The 14637-nt window shown below is 55.9% G+C and carries 12 protein-coding genes; 7 read left to right on the forward strand and 5 right to left on the reverse strand.

Going from position 1 to position 14637, the window contains the following annotated elements; genetic code table 11:
• The first annotated feature begins 51 nt into the window (after positions 1-51).
• From glyA to AC1XYH_RS02630, 4 genes are all read left to right on the forward strand, one after another.
• Positions 52-1308 (forward strand): serine hydroxymethyltransferase, encoded by a 1257-nt coding sequence (gene glyA / locus AC1XYH_RS02615; RefSeq protein WP_483325111.1) that lies wholly within the window; start codon positions 52-54, stop codon positions 1306-1308.
• Between the two features lie 350 nt (positions 1309-1658).
• A complete protein-coding gene (locus AC1XYH_RS02620) occupies positions 1659-2432 on the forward strand; it encodes a substrate-binding periplasmic protein (protein WP_483325112.1) in 774 nt (257 codons plus the stop codon).
• 129 nt (positions 2433-2561) lie between these two features.
• Positions 2562-3887 (forward strand): YjgN family protein, encoded by a 1326-nt coding sequence (locus AC1XYH_RS02625; protein WP_483325113.1) that lies wholly within the window; start codon positions 2562-2564, stop codon positions 3885-3887.
• On the forward strand, positions 3865-4944 hold the full coding sequence (locus AC1XYH_RS02630) for a M48 family metallopeptidase (RefSeq protein ID WP_483325114.1): 1080 nt from the start codon (positions 3865-3867) through the stop codon (positions 4942-4944). The genes AC1XYH_RS02625 and AC1XYH_RS02630 overlap by 23 nt, the downstream gene beginning before the upstream one ends.
• Here AC1XYH_RS02630 and mqo read toward each other — a convergent pair.
• Positions 4935-6422, reverse strand: a complete 1488-nt coding sequence (gene mqo, locus AC1XYH_RS02635) for a malate dehydrogenase (quinone) (RefSeq protein ID WP_483325115.1) — start codon at positions 6420-6422, stop codon at positions 4935-4937. The genes AC1XYH_RS02630 and mqo overlap by 10 nt on opposite strands.
• Positions 6423-6890: 468 nt before the next feature.
• Here mqo and AC1XYH_RS02640 point away from each other — a divergent pair, with 468 nt between their 5' ends.
• Positions 6891-7994, forward strand: coding sequence for an NAD(P)/FAD-dependent oxidoreductase (locus AC1XYH_RS02640; RefSeq protein WP_483325116.1), 1104 nt, complete (start codon positions 6891-6893; stop codon positions 7992-7994).
• 78 nt (positions 7995-8072) lie between these two features.
• On the opposite strand, the gene AC1XYH_RS02645 is transcribed toward AC1XYH_RS02640, so the two are convergent.
• The 4 genes from AC1XYH_RS02645 to AC1XYH_RS02660 form a co-directional block, all read right to left on the reverse strand.
• Positions 8073-9416: a sigma-54-dependent transcriptional regulator gene (locus AC1XYH_RS02645; protein WP_483325117.1), complete on the reverse strand. Its 1344-nt coding sequence runs from the start codon at positions 9414-9416 to the stop codon at positions 8073-8075.
• A gap of 125 nt (positions 9417-9541) precedes the next feature.
• On the reverse strand, positions 9542-11131 hold the full coding sequence (locus AC1XYH_RS02650) for a sensor histidine kinase (protein WP_483325118.1): 1590 nt from the start codon (positions 11129-11131) through the stop codon (positions 9542-9544).
• Positions 11115-11348 carry a PP0621 family protein gene (locus tag AC1XYH_RS02655; RefSeq protein ID WP_483325119.1) on the reverse strand — a complete coding sequence of 78 codons (234 nt, stop codon included), beginning with the start codon at positions 11346-11348 and terminating at the stop codon, positions 11115-11117. Before AC1XYH_RS02655 ends, AC1XYH_RS02650 begins: the two co-directional genes overlap by 17 nt.
• 312 nt (positions 11349-11660) lie before the next feature.
• Positions 11661-12650, reverse strand: a complete 990-nt coding sequence (locus AC1XYH_RS02660) for an outer membrane protein assembly factor BamD (RefSeq protein WP_483325120.1) — start codon at positions 12648-12650, stop codon at positions 11661-11663.
• Positions 12651-12829: 179 nt separating this feature from the next.
• Here AC1XYH_RS02660 and rluD point away from each other — a divergent pair, with 179 nt between their 5' ends.
• Both rluD and pgeF read left to right on the forward strand, forming a co-directional pair.
• Entirely contained in the window at positions 12830-13789 is a 960-nt protein-coding gene (gene rluD, locus AC1XYH_RS02665; protein ID WP_483325121.1) for a 23S rRNA pseudouridine(1911/1915/1917) synthase RluD, read from the forward strand.
• On the forward strand, positions 13786-14514 hold the full coding sequence (gene pgeF, locus AC1XYH_RS02670; RefSeq protein WP_483325122.1) for a peptidoglycan editing factor PgeF: 729 nt from the start codon (positions 13786-13788) through the stop codon (positions 14512-14514). Before rluD ends, pgeF begins: the two co-directional genes overlap by 4 nt.
• The last annotated feature ends 123 nt before the right edge of the window (positions 14515-14637 follow it).

Genomic DNA, 14637 nt, shown 5'->3' on the forward strand with positions numbered 1-14637 from the left:
TTAAAATGCGCGCCTCTTTTGTTTCTGAACGACCTAGCAGGGGGCCGTTACATGTTTAGCCGTTCCAACGATATAGCCACATACGATGCCGATCTTTGGGCTGCCATGCAGCAAGAAGAGGTGCGTCAGGAAGAGCACATCGAACTGATTGCTTCGGAAAACTACACCAGCCCGGCCGTTATGCAGGCGCAAGGCTCGGTATTGACCAACAAGTACGCCGAAGGCTATCCGGGCAAACGCTACTACGGCGGTTGCGAGTATGTCGATGTAGCGGAACAGCTGGCCATTGACCGTGCTAAGGCACTGTTTGGTGCGGATTACGCCAACGTTCAGCCGCACGCGGGCTCACAGGCCAACAGCGCTGTGTTTCAGGCGCTGCTGACTCCCGGCGATACCGTGTTGGGCATGAGTTTGGCGCACGGTGGTCATTTGACGCATGGTGCTTCGGTCAACTTTTCCGGCAAGCATTACAACGCAGTGCAATATGGCATCAATACCGACACTGGTTTGATCGACTACGATGAAGTGGAAGCGCTCGCCGTAGAGCACAAGCCAAAGATGATCATTGCTGGTTTCTCGGCTTATTCGCAGGTGCTGGACTTCCCGCGCTTCCGCGAAATCGCCGACAAAGTGGGCGCCTACCTATTTGTTGATATGGCTCACGTTGCTGGCCTGGTCGCTGCGGGTGTTTACCCTAATCCGATCCCGTTTGCTGACGTAGTAACCACCACTACGCACAAGACGCTGCGCGGCCCCCGTGGTGGTTTGATTCTGGCGCGTGCCAATGAAGCGCTGGAGAAGAAGCTGAACTCCGCGGTATTCCCTGGCGGCCAAGGCGGCCCGTTGATGCACGTAATTGCGGCTAAGGCGATTTGTTTCAAAGAAGCCATGAGCCCTGAGTTCAAGAGCTACCAACAACAGGTAGTGAAGAATGCCAAAGCAATGGCTGGCGTGTTCATCGAGCGCGGCTATGACGTTGTTTCTGGCGGCACCGAAAACCATTTATTCCTGTTGTCGCTGATCAAACAGGACATTACCGGTAAGGATGCAGACGCCGCTCTGGGTCGTGCTTTTATTACTGTAAACAAGAACGCGGTACCGAACGATCCTCGCTCGCCTTTCGTGACGTCGGGCTTGCGTATCGGTACTCCTGCGGTAACTACGCGCGGCTTTGTCGAAGCAGACTGCCAAGCGTTGGCTGGCTGGATTTGCGATATTCTCGACAACATGGGCGATGAGTCTGTTATTGACCGGGTACGTGATCAGGTTAAGCAGGTTTGTGCACGCTTGCCGGTATACGGCAGCTAAGCTGTTTTGCTGCGAACGAAGCCCTCCACGACGCGAGTCGGGAGGGCTTTTTTTGTGGCTTATCGTTTTTGGGCAAGGTGCGCGTTTGATTGATTGCTTAGGCTTATCAGGTATTGGCGAGCTCACTTTTGCGAGCTCAAAACGCGCCGGATTTATGTTGATTTCCTCGTTGCACACTATCCCTCGATGAATCGCTTGGGCGCGGTCGCCAACCTATTACGATGAGTGTAAAATTCAGCGTTGTTTTTATGGCGTCATTAGTTTGCGACCTAGCCAGGGCATTTTGTTCTTAACGGTGGCGCATGCAGTCAGCGCGTCTAGTCTGAATAGAAAATAATAGGAATGGACCCATGAGGCTTTTTGCCTGCTTGATGGCATCGCTGGCGCTGTTGTTTTCGGATATGGATGCGCTGTACGCCCAGGAAAGCGCAAAGCCCGCTGCTGCGATACAAGGCGAAGTGCTGCAAGTAGCGATCATGCATTTTCCTGGCTATTCAGAAGTGAACGAAAACGGCGACGCAGTCGGCCATACGGTCACTTTGCTGGAGAAGCTGTTGCAGCAAGCGGGGTTGGCCTACAACATCCGCATATTGCCTGCTGCGCGTATCTGGAATGGGCTGGAGGATGGTAGCGTGCAGATCTGGCCGGGTATCGTTAACAAGCCTGGCTTGGAGGCCCACACCTTGCTGACCCAGCGCACGCTGGGAATGGTCGGCATCAATCTGTACTACCCACCGGGCAATCAGCCGCCGGAATGGCCGCAAGGCATCCAGGGCAAGCGTGTCATTTTGATCACCAATTATACCTACACCGCACAGCTGATGCGCACGCTGAACGATCCTGCATTGGAGTTAACCTTTCACAGCGGCAGCTCGCACATAGGTGCGGTACGTATGCTGCTGCGTGGCCGAGGGGACTATTTGCTCGATTATCGCGCTCAGGTGGAATCGGTCGCGAAAACATTGCATATCGAAGTTTTACCCCATCTGACGGTAGCGGAGCAGCCTATGCGCTTAGTTGTTTCGCGGCGTACGCCGGATGCGAGTCGGGTAGTAGATGCGCTGGATCTGGCATTTGACCAATTACAGGCTCAGGGCGTGGAGCTAGACGTTACTCGGCAGTAACGCACAAAGTTGATGAATGAAGCTTGCGCACCAAAGCGGTGATTGCTTGAATAGCGCGAATTTTGCGTATTGGCCTTTTGCTATTGGTTTGCGCGATCAGGATTGTCTTTACCAAGGGAAGGGATATCGATGCCGGATAGTTTCAAGGTGGTGTTCAATGGTGCTCGGGTTGCGGGCATAGAGGAGCCGGCGCTGCGTGGCGAGCTGCTTCGTCTCGGTTTTCACGAGCGTCACGTACATAAGTTGCTTGAAGGTCGCAGGGTGACGATCAAAAGTAAACTGAGCGAGGAGAAGGCTGAGCGTTATCGCCAGCGCCTGCAAGCAGCGGGCCTGATAACAGAAGTCATCGCCGATGACCTTGCCGACTTGCTCGAGGTTACAGAACCGACCAGTCCTGATCGCGGCGAGCCAGCACTGGCGAGTGAGGCTCCACCGTTTTCACCCTCCGTACCTGAGTCGGATTCCAGCGGACCCAAACGTCGTCGTTCGCAGATCAAGTTCACCGGTACTGGCGGTGAGTACTTTGGTATCTGGATTGTCAACATCATGCTGCTGATCGTCACGCTGGGCTTTTATGCGCCCTGGGCCAAGGTGCGCAACATGCAGTATTTCTATGGCCACACTCTGCTTGACGACACTAGCTTCCAGTATCTGGCGGACCCTTGGATTATCTTTCGTGGTCGTTTGGTCGCCTTGGTTGCAGTAGCGATCTGGTACGTGGCATCCACGTTTTATCCTGTCGCGGCGATTGTTTTGTTGTTGGTGTTTCTACCACTGATCCCCTGGATCATTGCGCGCTCTCTGAAGTTTCATGCGGTAAACAGTGCCTATCGCAATATTCGTTTCGATTTTGTTGGCGGCTACTGGCAAGCCGTTAAAGTTCTCTACCTGTGGCCGTTTGTAGCGCTGCTCACTCTAGGATTGCTGATCCCCTTGTCCGCGCAGCGTTGGTACGCCTTCTTGATCGACAACATGCGTTATGGCCGCAGCGAGTTTTGTCTCAATCTGTCGGTACGCGAAGTCTATATGTTCTTTCTGCGTATGTTGGGCGTGCTGCTGGGGTTTGTGGCGTTGGCGGCGCTTGGGCAGTTTGTGCATGGCGTGCTGGGCATCCTATTTTTGCTGCTTGGGTATCTAGCGCTCTTCGGTTACGCGATGGCGGGCGTGACCAACCTGGTCATGTCAGCAACAACGCTGGCTGAGCATGGTTTTAGCTCGACCTTGGGGAAGCGTCGTACTGTCTGGATCTTCTTCAGCAATAGCGTTTTGGTTATGGTGACGGCAGGCTTTTACACGCCTTGGGCCAAGGTGCGCATGGCACGCTATCGCGCTAGCTGTACCGAGATGCAGATTTACGGGGATCTGGATGGCTTTGTAGCTGGCGAAGCGCAGCGTGCAGGTGCAGTCGGCCTGGAGCTGGGGGACGCCTTTGATGTCGGCATCTCCCTCATCTAATCAGTGGGTCAGTGGACGGTATTTTGATGGTCGTTCCAGTAGCAGCAGTGCAGTGCGTGCCAGGGTAGTTAATGGCGCTCTGCAGCTGGAAGTAGCAGGTAAAACTCACCGTTATGCTGCTGAGCAGGTGCGCCTCGGCGTGCAGGTGGGAAGCGCCAGTAGCTACCTGCACCTGAGCGATGGTGCGGTGCTGGAATCACTGGATGTAACTGGTCTGCAACGGTTGTCGCGGGCGCTAAAACACTCAGGTGGGAACAGTTGGCTGCAGCGTTTCGAAGTGAACTTCAAGCTGATCATATGCAGCTTGGTGGCGGTGCTGGCGTTCTCTGTATTAGGTGTTTTGTACGGCGTGCCCTGGCTGTCGAACCAGATCGCTTATGCATTGCCAGTCGAGCTGGAAAGGAGTATCGGTGAAGAAGCGCTGGAGACGATGGATCATCTTTGGATGCAGCCCAGTGAGCTAACGGAGGCGCGTCAACAAGAGCTCCTGACCGCCATGTCGCCTTATCTGCGAGCCATGCAGAGCGATTACCCAGCACACAGCCTGCAGCTGCATTTTCGTGCCTCGGATGCGCTTGGCGCCAACGCTTTTGCGTTACCGGGCGGTAACTTAGTGTTTACCGATGAGATGATCGCTCTGGCTAAAAACGACGAAGAGCTTGCTGCGGTCATGGCCCATGAAGTGGGTCATGTTGTGCATCGTCATAGTATGCGCAATCTTGTGCAGAGTTCGCTGCTGGTATTTGTGATGGTTTCGCTGACCGGCGATGTGTCGGCTGCCTCTGATGTTGCTACAGGCTTGCCGGCTTTGCTGGCTAACCTCAGCTATCAACGCAACATGGAAACCGAAGCAGATGACTTTGCCTTGGCGTTTTTGCGCAAAGAGGGTATTGCACCGCAGCGTTTCGCCGACATCATGTTGCGGTTGGATCCGGTAGCGCTGGAAGAAGAGGGGGGCGCAAAGGGAGAGCGAGACGCGGCGGGCAGGTTGAGCAGTTTCCTGTCAACTCACCCGCCAACACCGCAGCGCATTGAGCGCTTTCAGACTCAGGACTGACCGAGACCCAGAGTGCTCAAGGTGCGTGCGCGCACGCTCTTGAGCAGCTCGGCATCGTTAATCAGTGACTGGCCATAAGACGGCACCAGTTCTTTCATACGCGCCTGCCATTCAGGGCTGGCAATACGATCCTTGAAGCAGCGCTCCACTACATCGATCATCGCCTGAACTGCGGTAGATGCACCCGGTGAGGCACCCAGCAGCGCGGCAAGGGTACCGTCCTTGGCGGCAACTATCTCAGTGCCAAACTCTAGTTTGCCGTGGCCTTTGGCGTCCTTCTTGATGATCTGAACGCGCATGCCCGCATCCTGCAATTTCCAGTTCTTTTCCTGGGCATCCGGAAAGTAATTGCGCAGCGAGGCAACGCGGTCTTTGTGGGACTGGAAAGACTCGGCGATCAGATACTTGGTCAGGTCCATGTTGTCGCGACCGACAGCCATCATGGGTGCCACGTTGTACGGCTTGACCGAGGAGAACAGGTCAAACACTGAGCCCTTTTTCAAGAACTTGGTAGTGAAGCCGGCAAAAGGCCCAAACAGCAGCGCCGGCTCACCGTTGATAATGCGGGTGTCCAGGTGAGGAACCGACATAGGCGGTGCGCCAACCGGTGCTTTACCGTAGACCTTGGAGCTGTGGCGCTTGACCACGTCTGGCGCTTTGCATACCAGCCACTGACCGCTGACCGGGAAGCCACCATAACCCTGGCTTTCGTCGATGTGAGACTTCTGCAGCAGAGGTAAAGAGCCGCCGCCGGCGCCAAGGAAAACGAACTTGGCGTTGAAATCCTTCTCTTCACCGGTGTTCTCGTCTTCGATGTTGACTCGCCAGTGACCTTTCTTGCTTTTGCGCAGGCTCTTAACCGAGTGCTTGAGGCACAGTTCAAAGCCTTCCTGCTGCTTCAGATGGTCAATCATTTTGCGCGTCAAGGAACCGAAATCCACATCTGAGCCATGCTCGACACGCGTTGCCGCGATCGGCTGATTTGCATCGCGACCGGACATGATCAGCGGCATCCACTCGAGCAGCTTTTCCGGAGCATCGCTGTATTTCATTTCGGAAAACAGGTGATGGTTGCTTAGCAATTCGTGGCGCTTGCGCAGAAACTCAACATCTTTTTCGCCCCACACAAAACTCTGGTGTGGCGTGGTGTTGATGAAGTCGGACGCCTTGGGCAGGATTCCCTGTTCGACCAGATAGGTCCAAAACTGCAGGGTTACCTCAAATGATGCGTTGATGGCCAGGGCGCGCTCGATGGCGATGTCGCCTGCGTCGTCCTGAGGAGTGTAGTTAAGCTCACAGTAACCAGCGTGGCCGGTACCTGCGTTGTTCCAGCCGTCGGTGCTTTCGTGAGCAACGTGGTCCAGACGCTCGACCAGGGTGATGGTCATCGCCGGATCCAGCTGTTTGAGCAACATTCCCAGGGTAGCGCTCATGACACCACCACCGACCAGCAATACATCTACGTTTCTTGCTGTCATTAACGTGTCGCCTCTTTGGTAAAAATCAAGGAGCCTCTTGAGCTCTCCAGTGATCACACTGGCCAATGTCGGGGCGGCTAGCAAACGGGCTTGTTCTCGAGCAAAGCTTGTGGCTGTATCGAGAGCACATCAAGCAGTGTGCTGTCTGCTCCGGAAGCCCATATGGGGCAGCAATTGGTTAAACAGTCGCGACAGCGGGCTGGTTAACAATAGACACTCCGTGGAGTGAGCTGCATGGGCTCAATGGTCTGACGGTGATCGGCCATTGGAGTAGTTCAGAGACGCGTTATCATACCGGTTAAATCCACCCGGTGACAGAATGAAAGCCGGGCCAATATTGCCAATTCAGACAACTCAAACGCCAGTAACGTTCAGTCAAACCTTGCGGCACTGGGTTGTAATGCGCGTCGATATTCAATAATCACGTTCAGGAATAACGGGTTTCGCCGATTTAGGTAAGGGGCACTAATGCAGGATTTTGTGGTGGTAGGTGGTGGTGTGATGGGGTGTTTGAGTGCCTTGAACCTGCTAGAAGCAGGTTGCCGAGTCACGCTGCTGGAGCGTCGGGAATTGGGTCGTGAAGCCTCTTGGGCTGGTGGCGGCATAGTCTCGCCGCTGTATCCCTGGCGCTATCAGGAACCGGTGCGCGCCCTGGCAAACTGGTCGCAAGGATATTATCCGATTCTGTCTGCGCAGCTTTTGGCGCAAACCGGGATTGATGCGGAAGTCGAACCCTGTGGCTTGCTGTGGTTGGATCACGCAGAGCGCGAGCAGGCACTGAACTGGGCGCAGCGACACGGACAATCGATGACGGAAGTTTCGAGCGAGTTTATTTATACGCGAGTGCGACAATTGGCCGCGGGTTATCAGAGTGCTCTTTGGCAGGCGGACCTAGCGAATGTACGTAACCCGCGTTTGTTGCGAGCACTGCGGGCACGCTTGCTGCAATTTGCTGAGTTCACCCTGCACGAGCATAGCCCGGCGATCGGATTGTTGCGCGCCGGCGCACAGGTGATAGGTGTTGCGACCCAGGCAGCTGAATATCGAGCGGATGCGGTCGTGGTAGCGACCGGCGCCTGGACTGGCGATTGGTTGGCGCAAGAGGGTGTCAGTTTGCCGGTAGTGCCGGTAAAAGGCCAAATGCTGTTGTATAAGCGCGAGCCGGGTTGGCTCAAATCTGTAGTGTTGTACGAAGGCCGATACGCCATACCGCGCCGCGACGGACATATTCTAATTGGCAGTACGCTAGAGCATGCCGGGTACGACAAGAGCACTAGCACGGAAGCATTGAGCTCGTTGCGCCAATCTGCTGAGGGGCTGTTGCCAGAACTGCGTGACCTCGAACCTGTTGCTCAATGGGCAGGTTTGCGGCCGGGTTCACCGGAGGGTGTGCCCTATATTGGTCCGGTGATGGAGCTACCAGGCTTATGGTTGAACGCAGGCCATTATCGTAACGGCCTGGTGCTGGCGCCGGCATCTTGCCGATTGTTGGCCGATTTGCTGTTGCAACGTCAGCCAGAACTGGATCCTGAGCCCTATCTGCCGGCCGGTCGTTTGCGCCAGCCGCTGTAGGTGGCAAAAAGTAGGGGAAGAAATCAGCGGCGTTCGGCGTTCACACAAAAAGCACCGTGCGCCACGCTTTGCCAGTTTTCAGTCCTCCAGGCCTAGCTTTTTAAGTCGATAGCGCAACGAACGAAAGGTCAGCCCCAGCCGCTTTGCAGCGGCGGTTTTGTTCCAGCGAGTCTCTTCCAGTGCCTGGGTGATAGCTTGGCGCTCGATATTGTCGAGAAAGTCTTCGAGATGGTCGATCTGACTCAAGTCGTGACCGTCATCGCCACCGGGCGAGGGGCAGCCTGACAGCTGTAGGTCTGAGGGTTCGATACGATGGTTTTCGCACAGGGTGAACGCCCGCTCTAAGGTGTTTTCCAGCTCGCGTACGTTGCCCGGAAAGCGGTAATTGCACAGCAGTTCCATGCAGCTATCGCTGATTCGTGGGGCGGGCATGCCGTTGCGCAATGCCAGCTTCTCTAGAATATGGTGAGTCAGCATGGGCAGATCTTCGCGGCGCTCTCGCAGCGGTGGCACCTGCAATTCAATTACGTTAATACGATAGAAAAGATCTTGTCGGAAGCGGCCTTCGGCTACTTCGTTGGCTAGATCCTTGTGGGTAGCGCAGAGCAGGCGAACATCGACCGACTCTTCCTGCTGCGTACCTAACGGCCTTACTGCTTTTTCTTGAATGGCGCGCAGCAATTTGACCTGCATAGCGATTGGCAGATCGGCAACTTCATCTAAAAACAGAGTGCCGTGACTGGCTGCCTGAAAAAGCCCCGGCTTGTCTGCTACGGCACCGGTGAAGCTGCCCTTACGGTGGCCGAAAAACTCACTTTCCATCAGCTCAGAGGGAATCGCGCCACAGTTGACCGGCACAAACGGCTGCTCGGCGCGTGGCCCGAGAGCGTGAATGCGCCGCGCCACCAGCTCCTTGCCACTGCCTGACTCACCACTGATGTAGAGCGGCGCCTGACTGCGCGCCAGCTTGCCGATTTGTTTGCGCAGGCTCTCCATGGGCGGTGATATGCCAAGCAGTGGATCTTGCTGTTGCTCTTCCGGCTCGGTTGGCGCTTGGTGTAGTTTCAGCGCGCTGGAGACCAACTCACGCAAGCGCTGCAGGTCAACGGGCTTGGTCAAAAAGTCGAACGCCCCTGCCTTGAGTGCATTGATAGCGGTATCCAGGCTGCCGTATGCGGTGATCATGGCAATGGGCGTGCTTGGGCTGTGCTGCTGGATATGCCGCACTATGCTCATACCATCGCCATCGGGCAGACGCATGTCGGTCAGGCAGAGCGCGTACTTATTGCTGCGCAGCAGCGTGAGAGCCTGGGTCATGGTGGTTGCGCTCTGCGTGCAGACGTTCATGCGCGCAAGCGTCATATCCAGCAACTCAAGGATGTCGGGCTCATCGTCGATGATCAGAACGGTCGGTTTGGTCATGTCTGCCTAGAATGCTCCTTGCTTTAGCCGACTGTTGAAAGCTACCGGCGCCGCCACTAAGGCGTAAAAAATGGCTATCGCGTATAGGTTTTTCAACGGGCTGCTAGAAAAACAGGCTTGCCTCATCATACCAGTCGCTTGGGATGCGCAAAGGTAATGCGCATGCAGCTACCGGTCGGGCTGCCAGCTTGGTATTCCAATCGTGCTTGGTTGCTTTCGCACAGTTCGCGAGAAATATACAGGCCTAGCCCGGTGCCGCTGGCTTCGGTGGTGTAGAAGGGCTCAAAAATGTGACCCACGTGTTCATCCGCGACACCCGGACCGTAGTCGATGACCTCCAGCGTGGGCAACTGACTGATGCCGTCCTCGAACAACTTCAGATAAATGGTTCGTTCGCTGCCGGCCGTACCGCTGTAGCGTAGGGCGTTCTGGCAGAGATTGTTGAGCACTTGAGTCATTTGGTTGGGATCGATGCGCGTGAGTATGCCTTCTTTCTCAATCTCACAGTCGATGACGTCAGTGGCCGGGTTAGCCGAACTAAAATCGCCGATGAAGTTCGATGTCCAAAGTGCCAGGTCAACCAGCTGTGGCTCGCTGGGGCGGCGTCTTGATAGCTCCAGCACGGTTTCAATGACGCGGTTCATACGCTGCGAATGCTGCTGAATGATTTCGGTCAGACGCAGATCCTGTTTGCACAGCTGATCTGATTCGTTGAGCAGCTGGGCAGCATGGCTGATGGCCCCCAAAGGGTTACGGATCTCGTGAGCGATGCTGGCCGTTAGGCGCCCGAGTGAAGCCAGTTTGAGTTGCTGCGCCTGTTGCGCGACTTGAGTATTGTCATCAAGAAAAATCAGGATGGTTTTGTCGCCACTGCCGCCCAGGGGTTTGAAGTTGGCCAGTATTTCGGCGCTGCCACTATGGCTGTGAAACGAGGTCGAGCGAGTGGAAGGGTTACGCCGCCATTGTTGCAAACGCTGATCCAGTTCGGGAACCAATTTGTCCAGCGCCGCGCCGGCCTGGATGGGGCGCGCAAGCATTTGAGCACTGGCTTCGTTGCCAGTGATGATGCGGTTAGCTGAGCCCACCACAAGAATGCCGGTGCGCATGCGATGAATGATCAGCTGGTTCAGCTGCTCCAAACTGGCCAAGCTGGCAGCCTGTTGTTGGGCCAGGGTCTCAGATAAGTAGAGCTGCCGGCTGATGCGCTGTACGAAGAGTGCGACGGCAAAATAAATGCAGCCCAGTACGCCGACCTGCAGGTAGCTTTGGCCAATATAAGGGTGGGTCAGACTGAGGAAGAAGGTCAGGTAGATTAGACCGATGCTGGCCAGCGCCGGGAGCAGCAGGCCAATACGGCCATGCAGCAGAATATTGCCGATGGCGACGGGGATGATCAGCAGGTTGCCGAAACCGCTGCCGGCACCGCCAGCAGCGAAGAAAACCACACCAAGCATGCCAATGTCGGCCAGCGTGATGATGAACACGTACAGGTCACGACGGCCCCGATGCAGCAGCAAAGCGATCAGCACATTGATAAACAAATAGATCCAGCTGGCTTTTTCGTAGAGCGGGGGATTGCTCAAGTCCAGCAGGCCGTCACGCAGAACCGAGTTGGTCAGCATGGTAAGGCCAAAGCCCAAAATGACGCGGTATATGTTGTATAGACGCAGTATGCGCGGGCGTTGCGAGTCTACCTGCTCAGTCTGGCTTTGCATCGCGATGCTCCGCACAGCAGTACCATGCATCGCCGACGTGCAATGCGCGATCCTGTGGCAGATGCACCTGGCAGCGAGCACAACGGACCATTATCGGCGGCTTATCGTGGTGTGCTGACGACCCCGCAGAACGCGACTTGGCGTTCTGCGCGCGCCGCCAGAAATTGAGTGCCAGCCAGACCAACAAGCCAAGAATTAGTAATTTTATCAAGCCCATGACGACTGCTTATGCTGAATGAAAGTGCCCCAGTGTAGCCCATTGGCAGCAACAGCCAAAGCACCGAAACAGTGGGGCTGACAGGCTTGTGACACTCGGTGATGGGGTTCCTGTGGTCCATGCCATGTAAAAGCCTATATCACGGTGGGCGGCTGCACGCCTGGCAGGTGTGGGCATAATGGAGTGCGAGCTTTCGTACTCAGAATGTGCCGGAATGATTTTAGCTGTGTCCTTCGCATCTCAATGCGCGATCGACCACAAAAAAGCCCGCGGCGATTCGCATCGGCGCGGGCTTTTTGCTAAGGCGCTGAATCAGTCGAGCAGGCCGAAGGTGATGCGGTTCCAGAAAGAACGACGGCCTTCTTCGCCGTGAACGCGGACTTCGCGTGGCAGGGCGGCCACAGCGTCCTGGTACTCGCGATCCATCTGGCGTTGCATCTGGGTCTTTACGGTGCGGGGCGGCGGTGCCGTGACGGCATCCAGCGCGCTGACCGACAAAGACTCCATCCAGTTCATTTCCGGTTGGCTGGGTTCAACGTGGTGCTTGAACTTGCCCTTAACCAATGCGGGGTGGTCTGGGTAGTTCAGCTTCAGGGTTTCAAGAGCGCTGTCGGACAGGTCGTACATCGCCAGGCGGTCATAGCCAGCGACCATCAGTGCCAGACCATTGCCAACGGCAGGGGTCTGTTGATAGTTCTCTACGATATAGCGACCACGATTGGCGGCAGCCAGGTAAGCGCCTCGCTTGAGGTAGTAATGGCCTACGTGCGCATCGTAATCTGCCAGCAGGTTACGCAGATAAACCATCCGAAGACGGGCATCCGGTGCGTACTGGCTATTGGGGTAACGGTTGATTAGCTGGGCAAAATCGTTGAACGAATCACGCGCAGCACCTGGGTCTCGACGCGTCATGTCCAAGGGCAAAAAGCGTTCAAAGATGCCGCGGTCGCGGGTGAAAGACGCCAGTCCCCGAACGTAGTAAGCGTAATCGACACTCGGATGCTGCGGATGCAAACGGATGAAGCGGTCAGCTGAAGCGGTAGCGGCCTCAGGCTCCAGATTCTCGTAGTAGGCGTAGATCAGTTCCAGCTGCGCCTGATCTGCATAGCGGCCAAAGGGGTACCGCGATTCCAGCGCACGCAGGGTCTCGATAGCGGGGCTGAAGTTCTCCGCGTCCAGATCAGTTTGCGCCTTGCGGTATAGCTCTGACTCGCTGAGCGACTCGTCGATCACGGGTTTATTAGAAGAGCAGGCGGCGACGAAAGCGAGCAGCCCGACCAGTATGAGATGTTTCAGTGACATATAATGACATCCGAATGGGCGGCACCACGCTGTTTCCACAGCAGCCGTCCTGTTATAGTTGGGGCTTGTGCAGCAGTCCCGGCAAACCGGGAAAAGCCGTATTTAACCACAGCGCAGAGGCGAAACCAAAAGGGATTGCTTCAGTAGCTCCATCCCCCGCACCATCCAGTGAGTTCCGCATGTCCGATCGTATTCATTTATCTGCACAGGTCACTTCCGAGTTGGGTGGGCAACGCCTAGACCAGGTGGCGGCGCAATTGTTCCCCGACCATTCACGCTCGCGTCTGCAGGGGTGGATAAAGGATGGCAGCCTGTTAGTAGATGGTGAACCTAAGCGTACCCGCGATCCGGTTTATGGTGGGGAGCAATTGATCCTGGACGCTGAGCGTGAAGTACAGGGCGACTGGCAGCCAGAAGCCATTGCACTGGACATCATTTACGAAGATGACTCTTTGATGGTGATTAACAAACCGGCAGGCTTGGTGGTGCATCCCGCTGCTGGTCATCAAGACGGCACACTGCTGAATGCCTTGCTGCACCACTCGCCACAGCTGGCCAAGGTGCCGCGCGCTGGTATTGTGCACCGTCTCGACAAGGACACCACAGGGCTGATGGTCGTGGCCAAAACCATTGAAGCGCAGACTGACTTGGTTGGACAGCTGCAGGCCCGCACCGTGAGCCGTGAATACGAATGTGTTGTGGTGGGGGTAATGACAGCTGGCGGTAAAGTTGATCAGCCGATTGCTCGCCACGGCACGCAGCGGCAAAAGATGGCTGTGGTTGCTGGCGGCAAACAGGCTATTAGCCATTATCGGGTAATTCAGCGCTTCCGCGCGCATACCCACGTTAAGGTCAAACTGGAGACCGGGCGTACGCACCAGATTCGTGTGCATATGAGCCATATCTACTTCCCGTTGATCGGTGACACTACCTACGGCGGTCGTTTGCGCATTCCACCGGGCGCCAGTCCCGAGCTGATAAGTGAGCTGCGTGAGTTTCCTCGTCAAGCGCTGCACGCGCGCCGACTAGAGCTGGAGCACCCATTGGACGGCCGCATTATGCGCTGGCAAGTGCCACTGCCAGCGGATATGCAGCATTTGCTGGCATTGCTCAAAGAGGATGGTGAAATAGCCGAATGAGTCCGTTGTGGATCAGTGCCGAATGGCCGGCGCCCGCGAACGTTCGTACTTGCATTACCACACGTCGCGGCGGCTGCAGCCAAGGCCCCTGGAAAGGTTTCAATCTGGGCATACACGTTGGCGATGAGCTAACCCATGTTGCGGCTAACCGAGCGGAGCTGCAGCGTGTGCTGGGCTGCGCTCCAGCCTGGTTGAACCAGACTCACAGCACAGAAGTTTGCAAGGCAGAACCTGCCTTGGTATCGGATGCTGATGCCAGTTGGACCAATGAGCGCAATATCGCGTGTACGGTGATGACGGCAGATTGCTTGCCGGTACTGCTGTGCAATAAAGATGGCACTCGTGTTGCCGCCGCCCATGCGGGTTGGCGGGGTTTGCTCGATGGTGTGCTGGAGCAGACCGTGAGCAAGATGGGCAGCCCTGGTTATGCACTGATGGCGTGGCTGGGGCCAGCGATAGGCCCGCAACAGTTCGAAGTGGGGCCCGAGGTGCGCGAAGCCTTTATTGCTGCTGATACGCAGGCCGAAGCGGCATTTTTGCCTTCCAGCCGTGAAGGGCATTATCTGGCGGATATTTATCTGTTGGCCCGCCAGCGCCTTGCGCAAGCTGGCGTGACCGCTGTTTTCGGCGGTGATCTGTGTACCGTTAGCGAGCCTGCTCGCTACTTTTCCTATCGCCGTGACGGTCAAACCGGTCGCTTCGCGTCATTGATCTGGTTGAGTTAGGCGACAAAAAATTGACCCTTGTCAGGGTCTTCAGCCTTGAAAGCGCGATAATCGTCCTTATTAATCTGTCATGAATAATGACTTTGCCCGTCTCGCTGCGTCGACCCGGGCCCTTTGATACAG

The organism is Pseudomonas sp. GW-45, assembly GCF_056896675.1.

What these genes read in the sequence shown, in the direction of transcription:
- glyA (WP_483325111.1), top strand. Translation starts at nt 52, where the DNA reads ATGTTTAGCCGTTCCAACGATATAGCCACATACGATGCCGATCTTTGG.
- AC1XYH_RS02620 (WP_483325112.1), top strand. Translation starts at nt 1,659, where the DNA reads ATGAGGCTTTTTGCCTGCTTGATGGCATCGCTGGCGCTGTTGTTTTCG.
- AC1XYH_RS02625 (WP_483325113.1), top strand. Translation starts at nt 2,562, where the DNA reads ATGCCGGATAGTTTCAAGGTGGTGTTCAATGGTGCTCGGGTTGCGGGC.
- AC1XYH_RS02630 (WP_483325114.1), top strand. Translation starts at nt 3,865, where the DNA reads ATGTCGGCATCTCCCTCATCTAATCAGTGGGTCAGTGGACGGTATTTT.
- mqo (WP_483325115.1), bottom strand. Translation starts at nt 6,422, where the DNA reads ATGACAGCAAGAAACGTAGATGTATTGCTGGTCGGTGGTGGTGTCATG.
- AC1XYH_RS02640 (WP_483325116.1), top strand. Translation starts at nt 6,891, where the DNA reads ATGCAGGATTTTGTGGTGGTAGGTGGTGGTGTGATGGGGTGTTTGAGT.
- AC1XYH_RS02645 (WP_483325117.1), bottom strand. Translation starts at nt 9,416, where the DNA reads ATGACCAAACCGACCGTTCTGATCATCGACGATGAGCCCGACATCCTT.
- AC1XYH_RS02650 (WP_483325118.1), bottom strand. Translation starts at nt 11,131, where the DNA reads ATGCAAAGCCAGACTGAGCAGGTAGACTCGCAACGCCCGCGCATACTG.
- AC1XYH_RS02655 (WP_483325119.1), bottom strand. Translation starts at nt 11,348, where the DNA reads ATGGGCTTGATAAAATTACTAATTCTTGGCTTGTTGGTCTGGCTGGCA.
- AC1XYH_RS02660 (WP_483325120.1), bottom strand. Translation starts at nt 12,650, where the DNA reads ATGTCACTGAAACATCTCATACTGGTCGGGCTGCTCGCTTTCGTCGCC.
- rluD (WP_483325121.1), top strand. Translation starts at nt 12,830, where the DNA reads ATGTCCGATCGTATTCATTTATCTGCACAGGTCACTTCCGAGTTGGGT.
- pgeF (WP_483325122.1), top strand. Translation starts at nt 13,786, where the DNA reads ATGAGTCCGTTGTGGATCAGTGCCGAATGGCCGGCGCCCGCGAACGTT.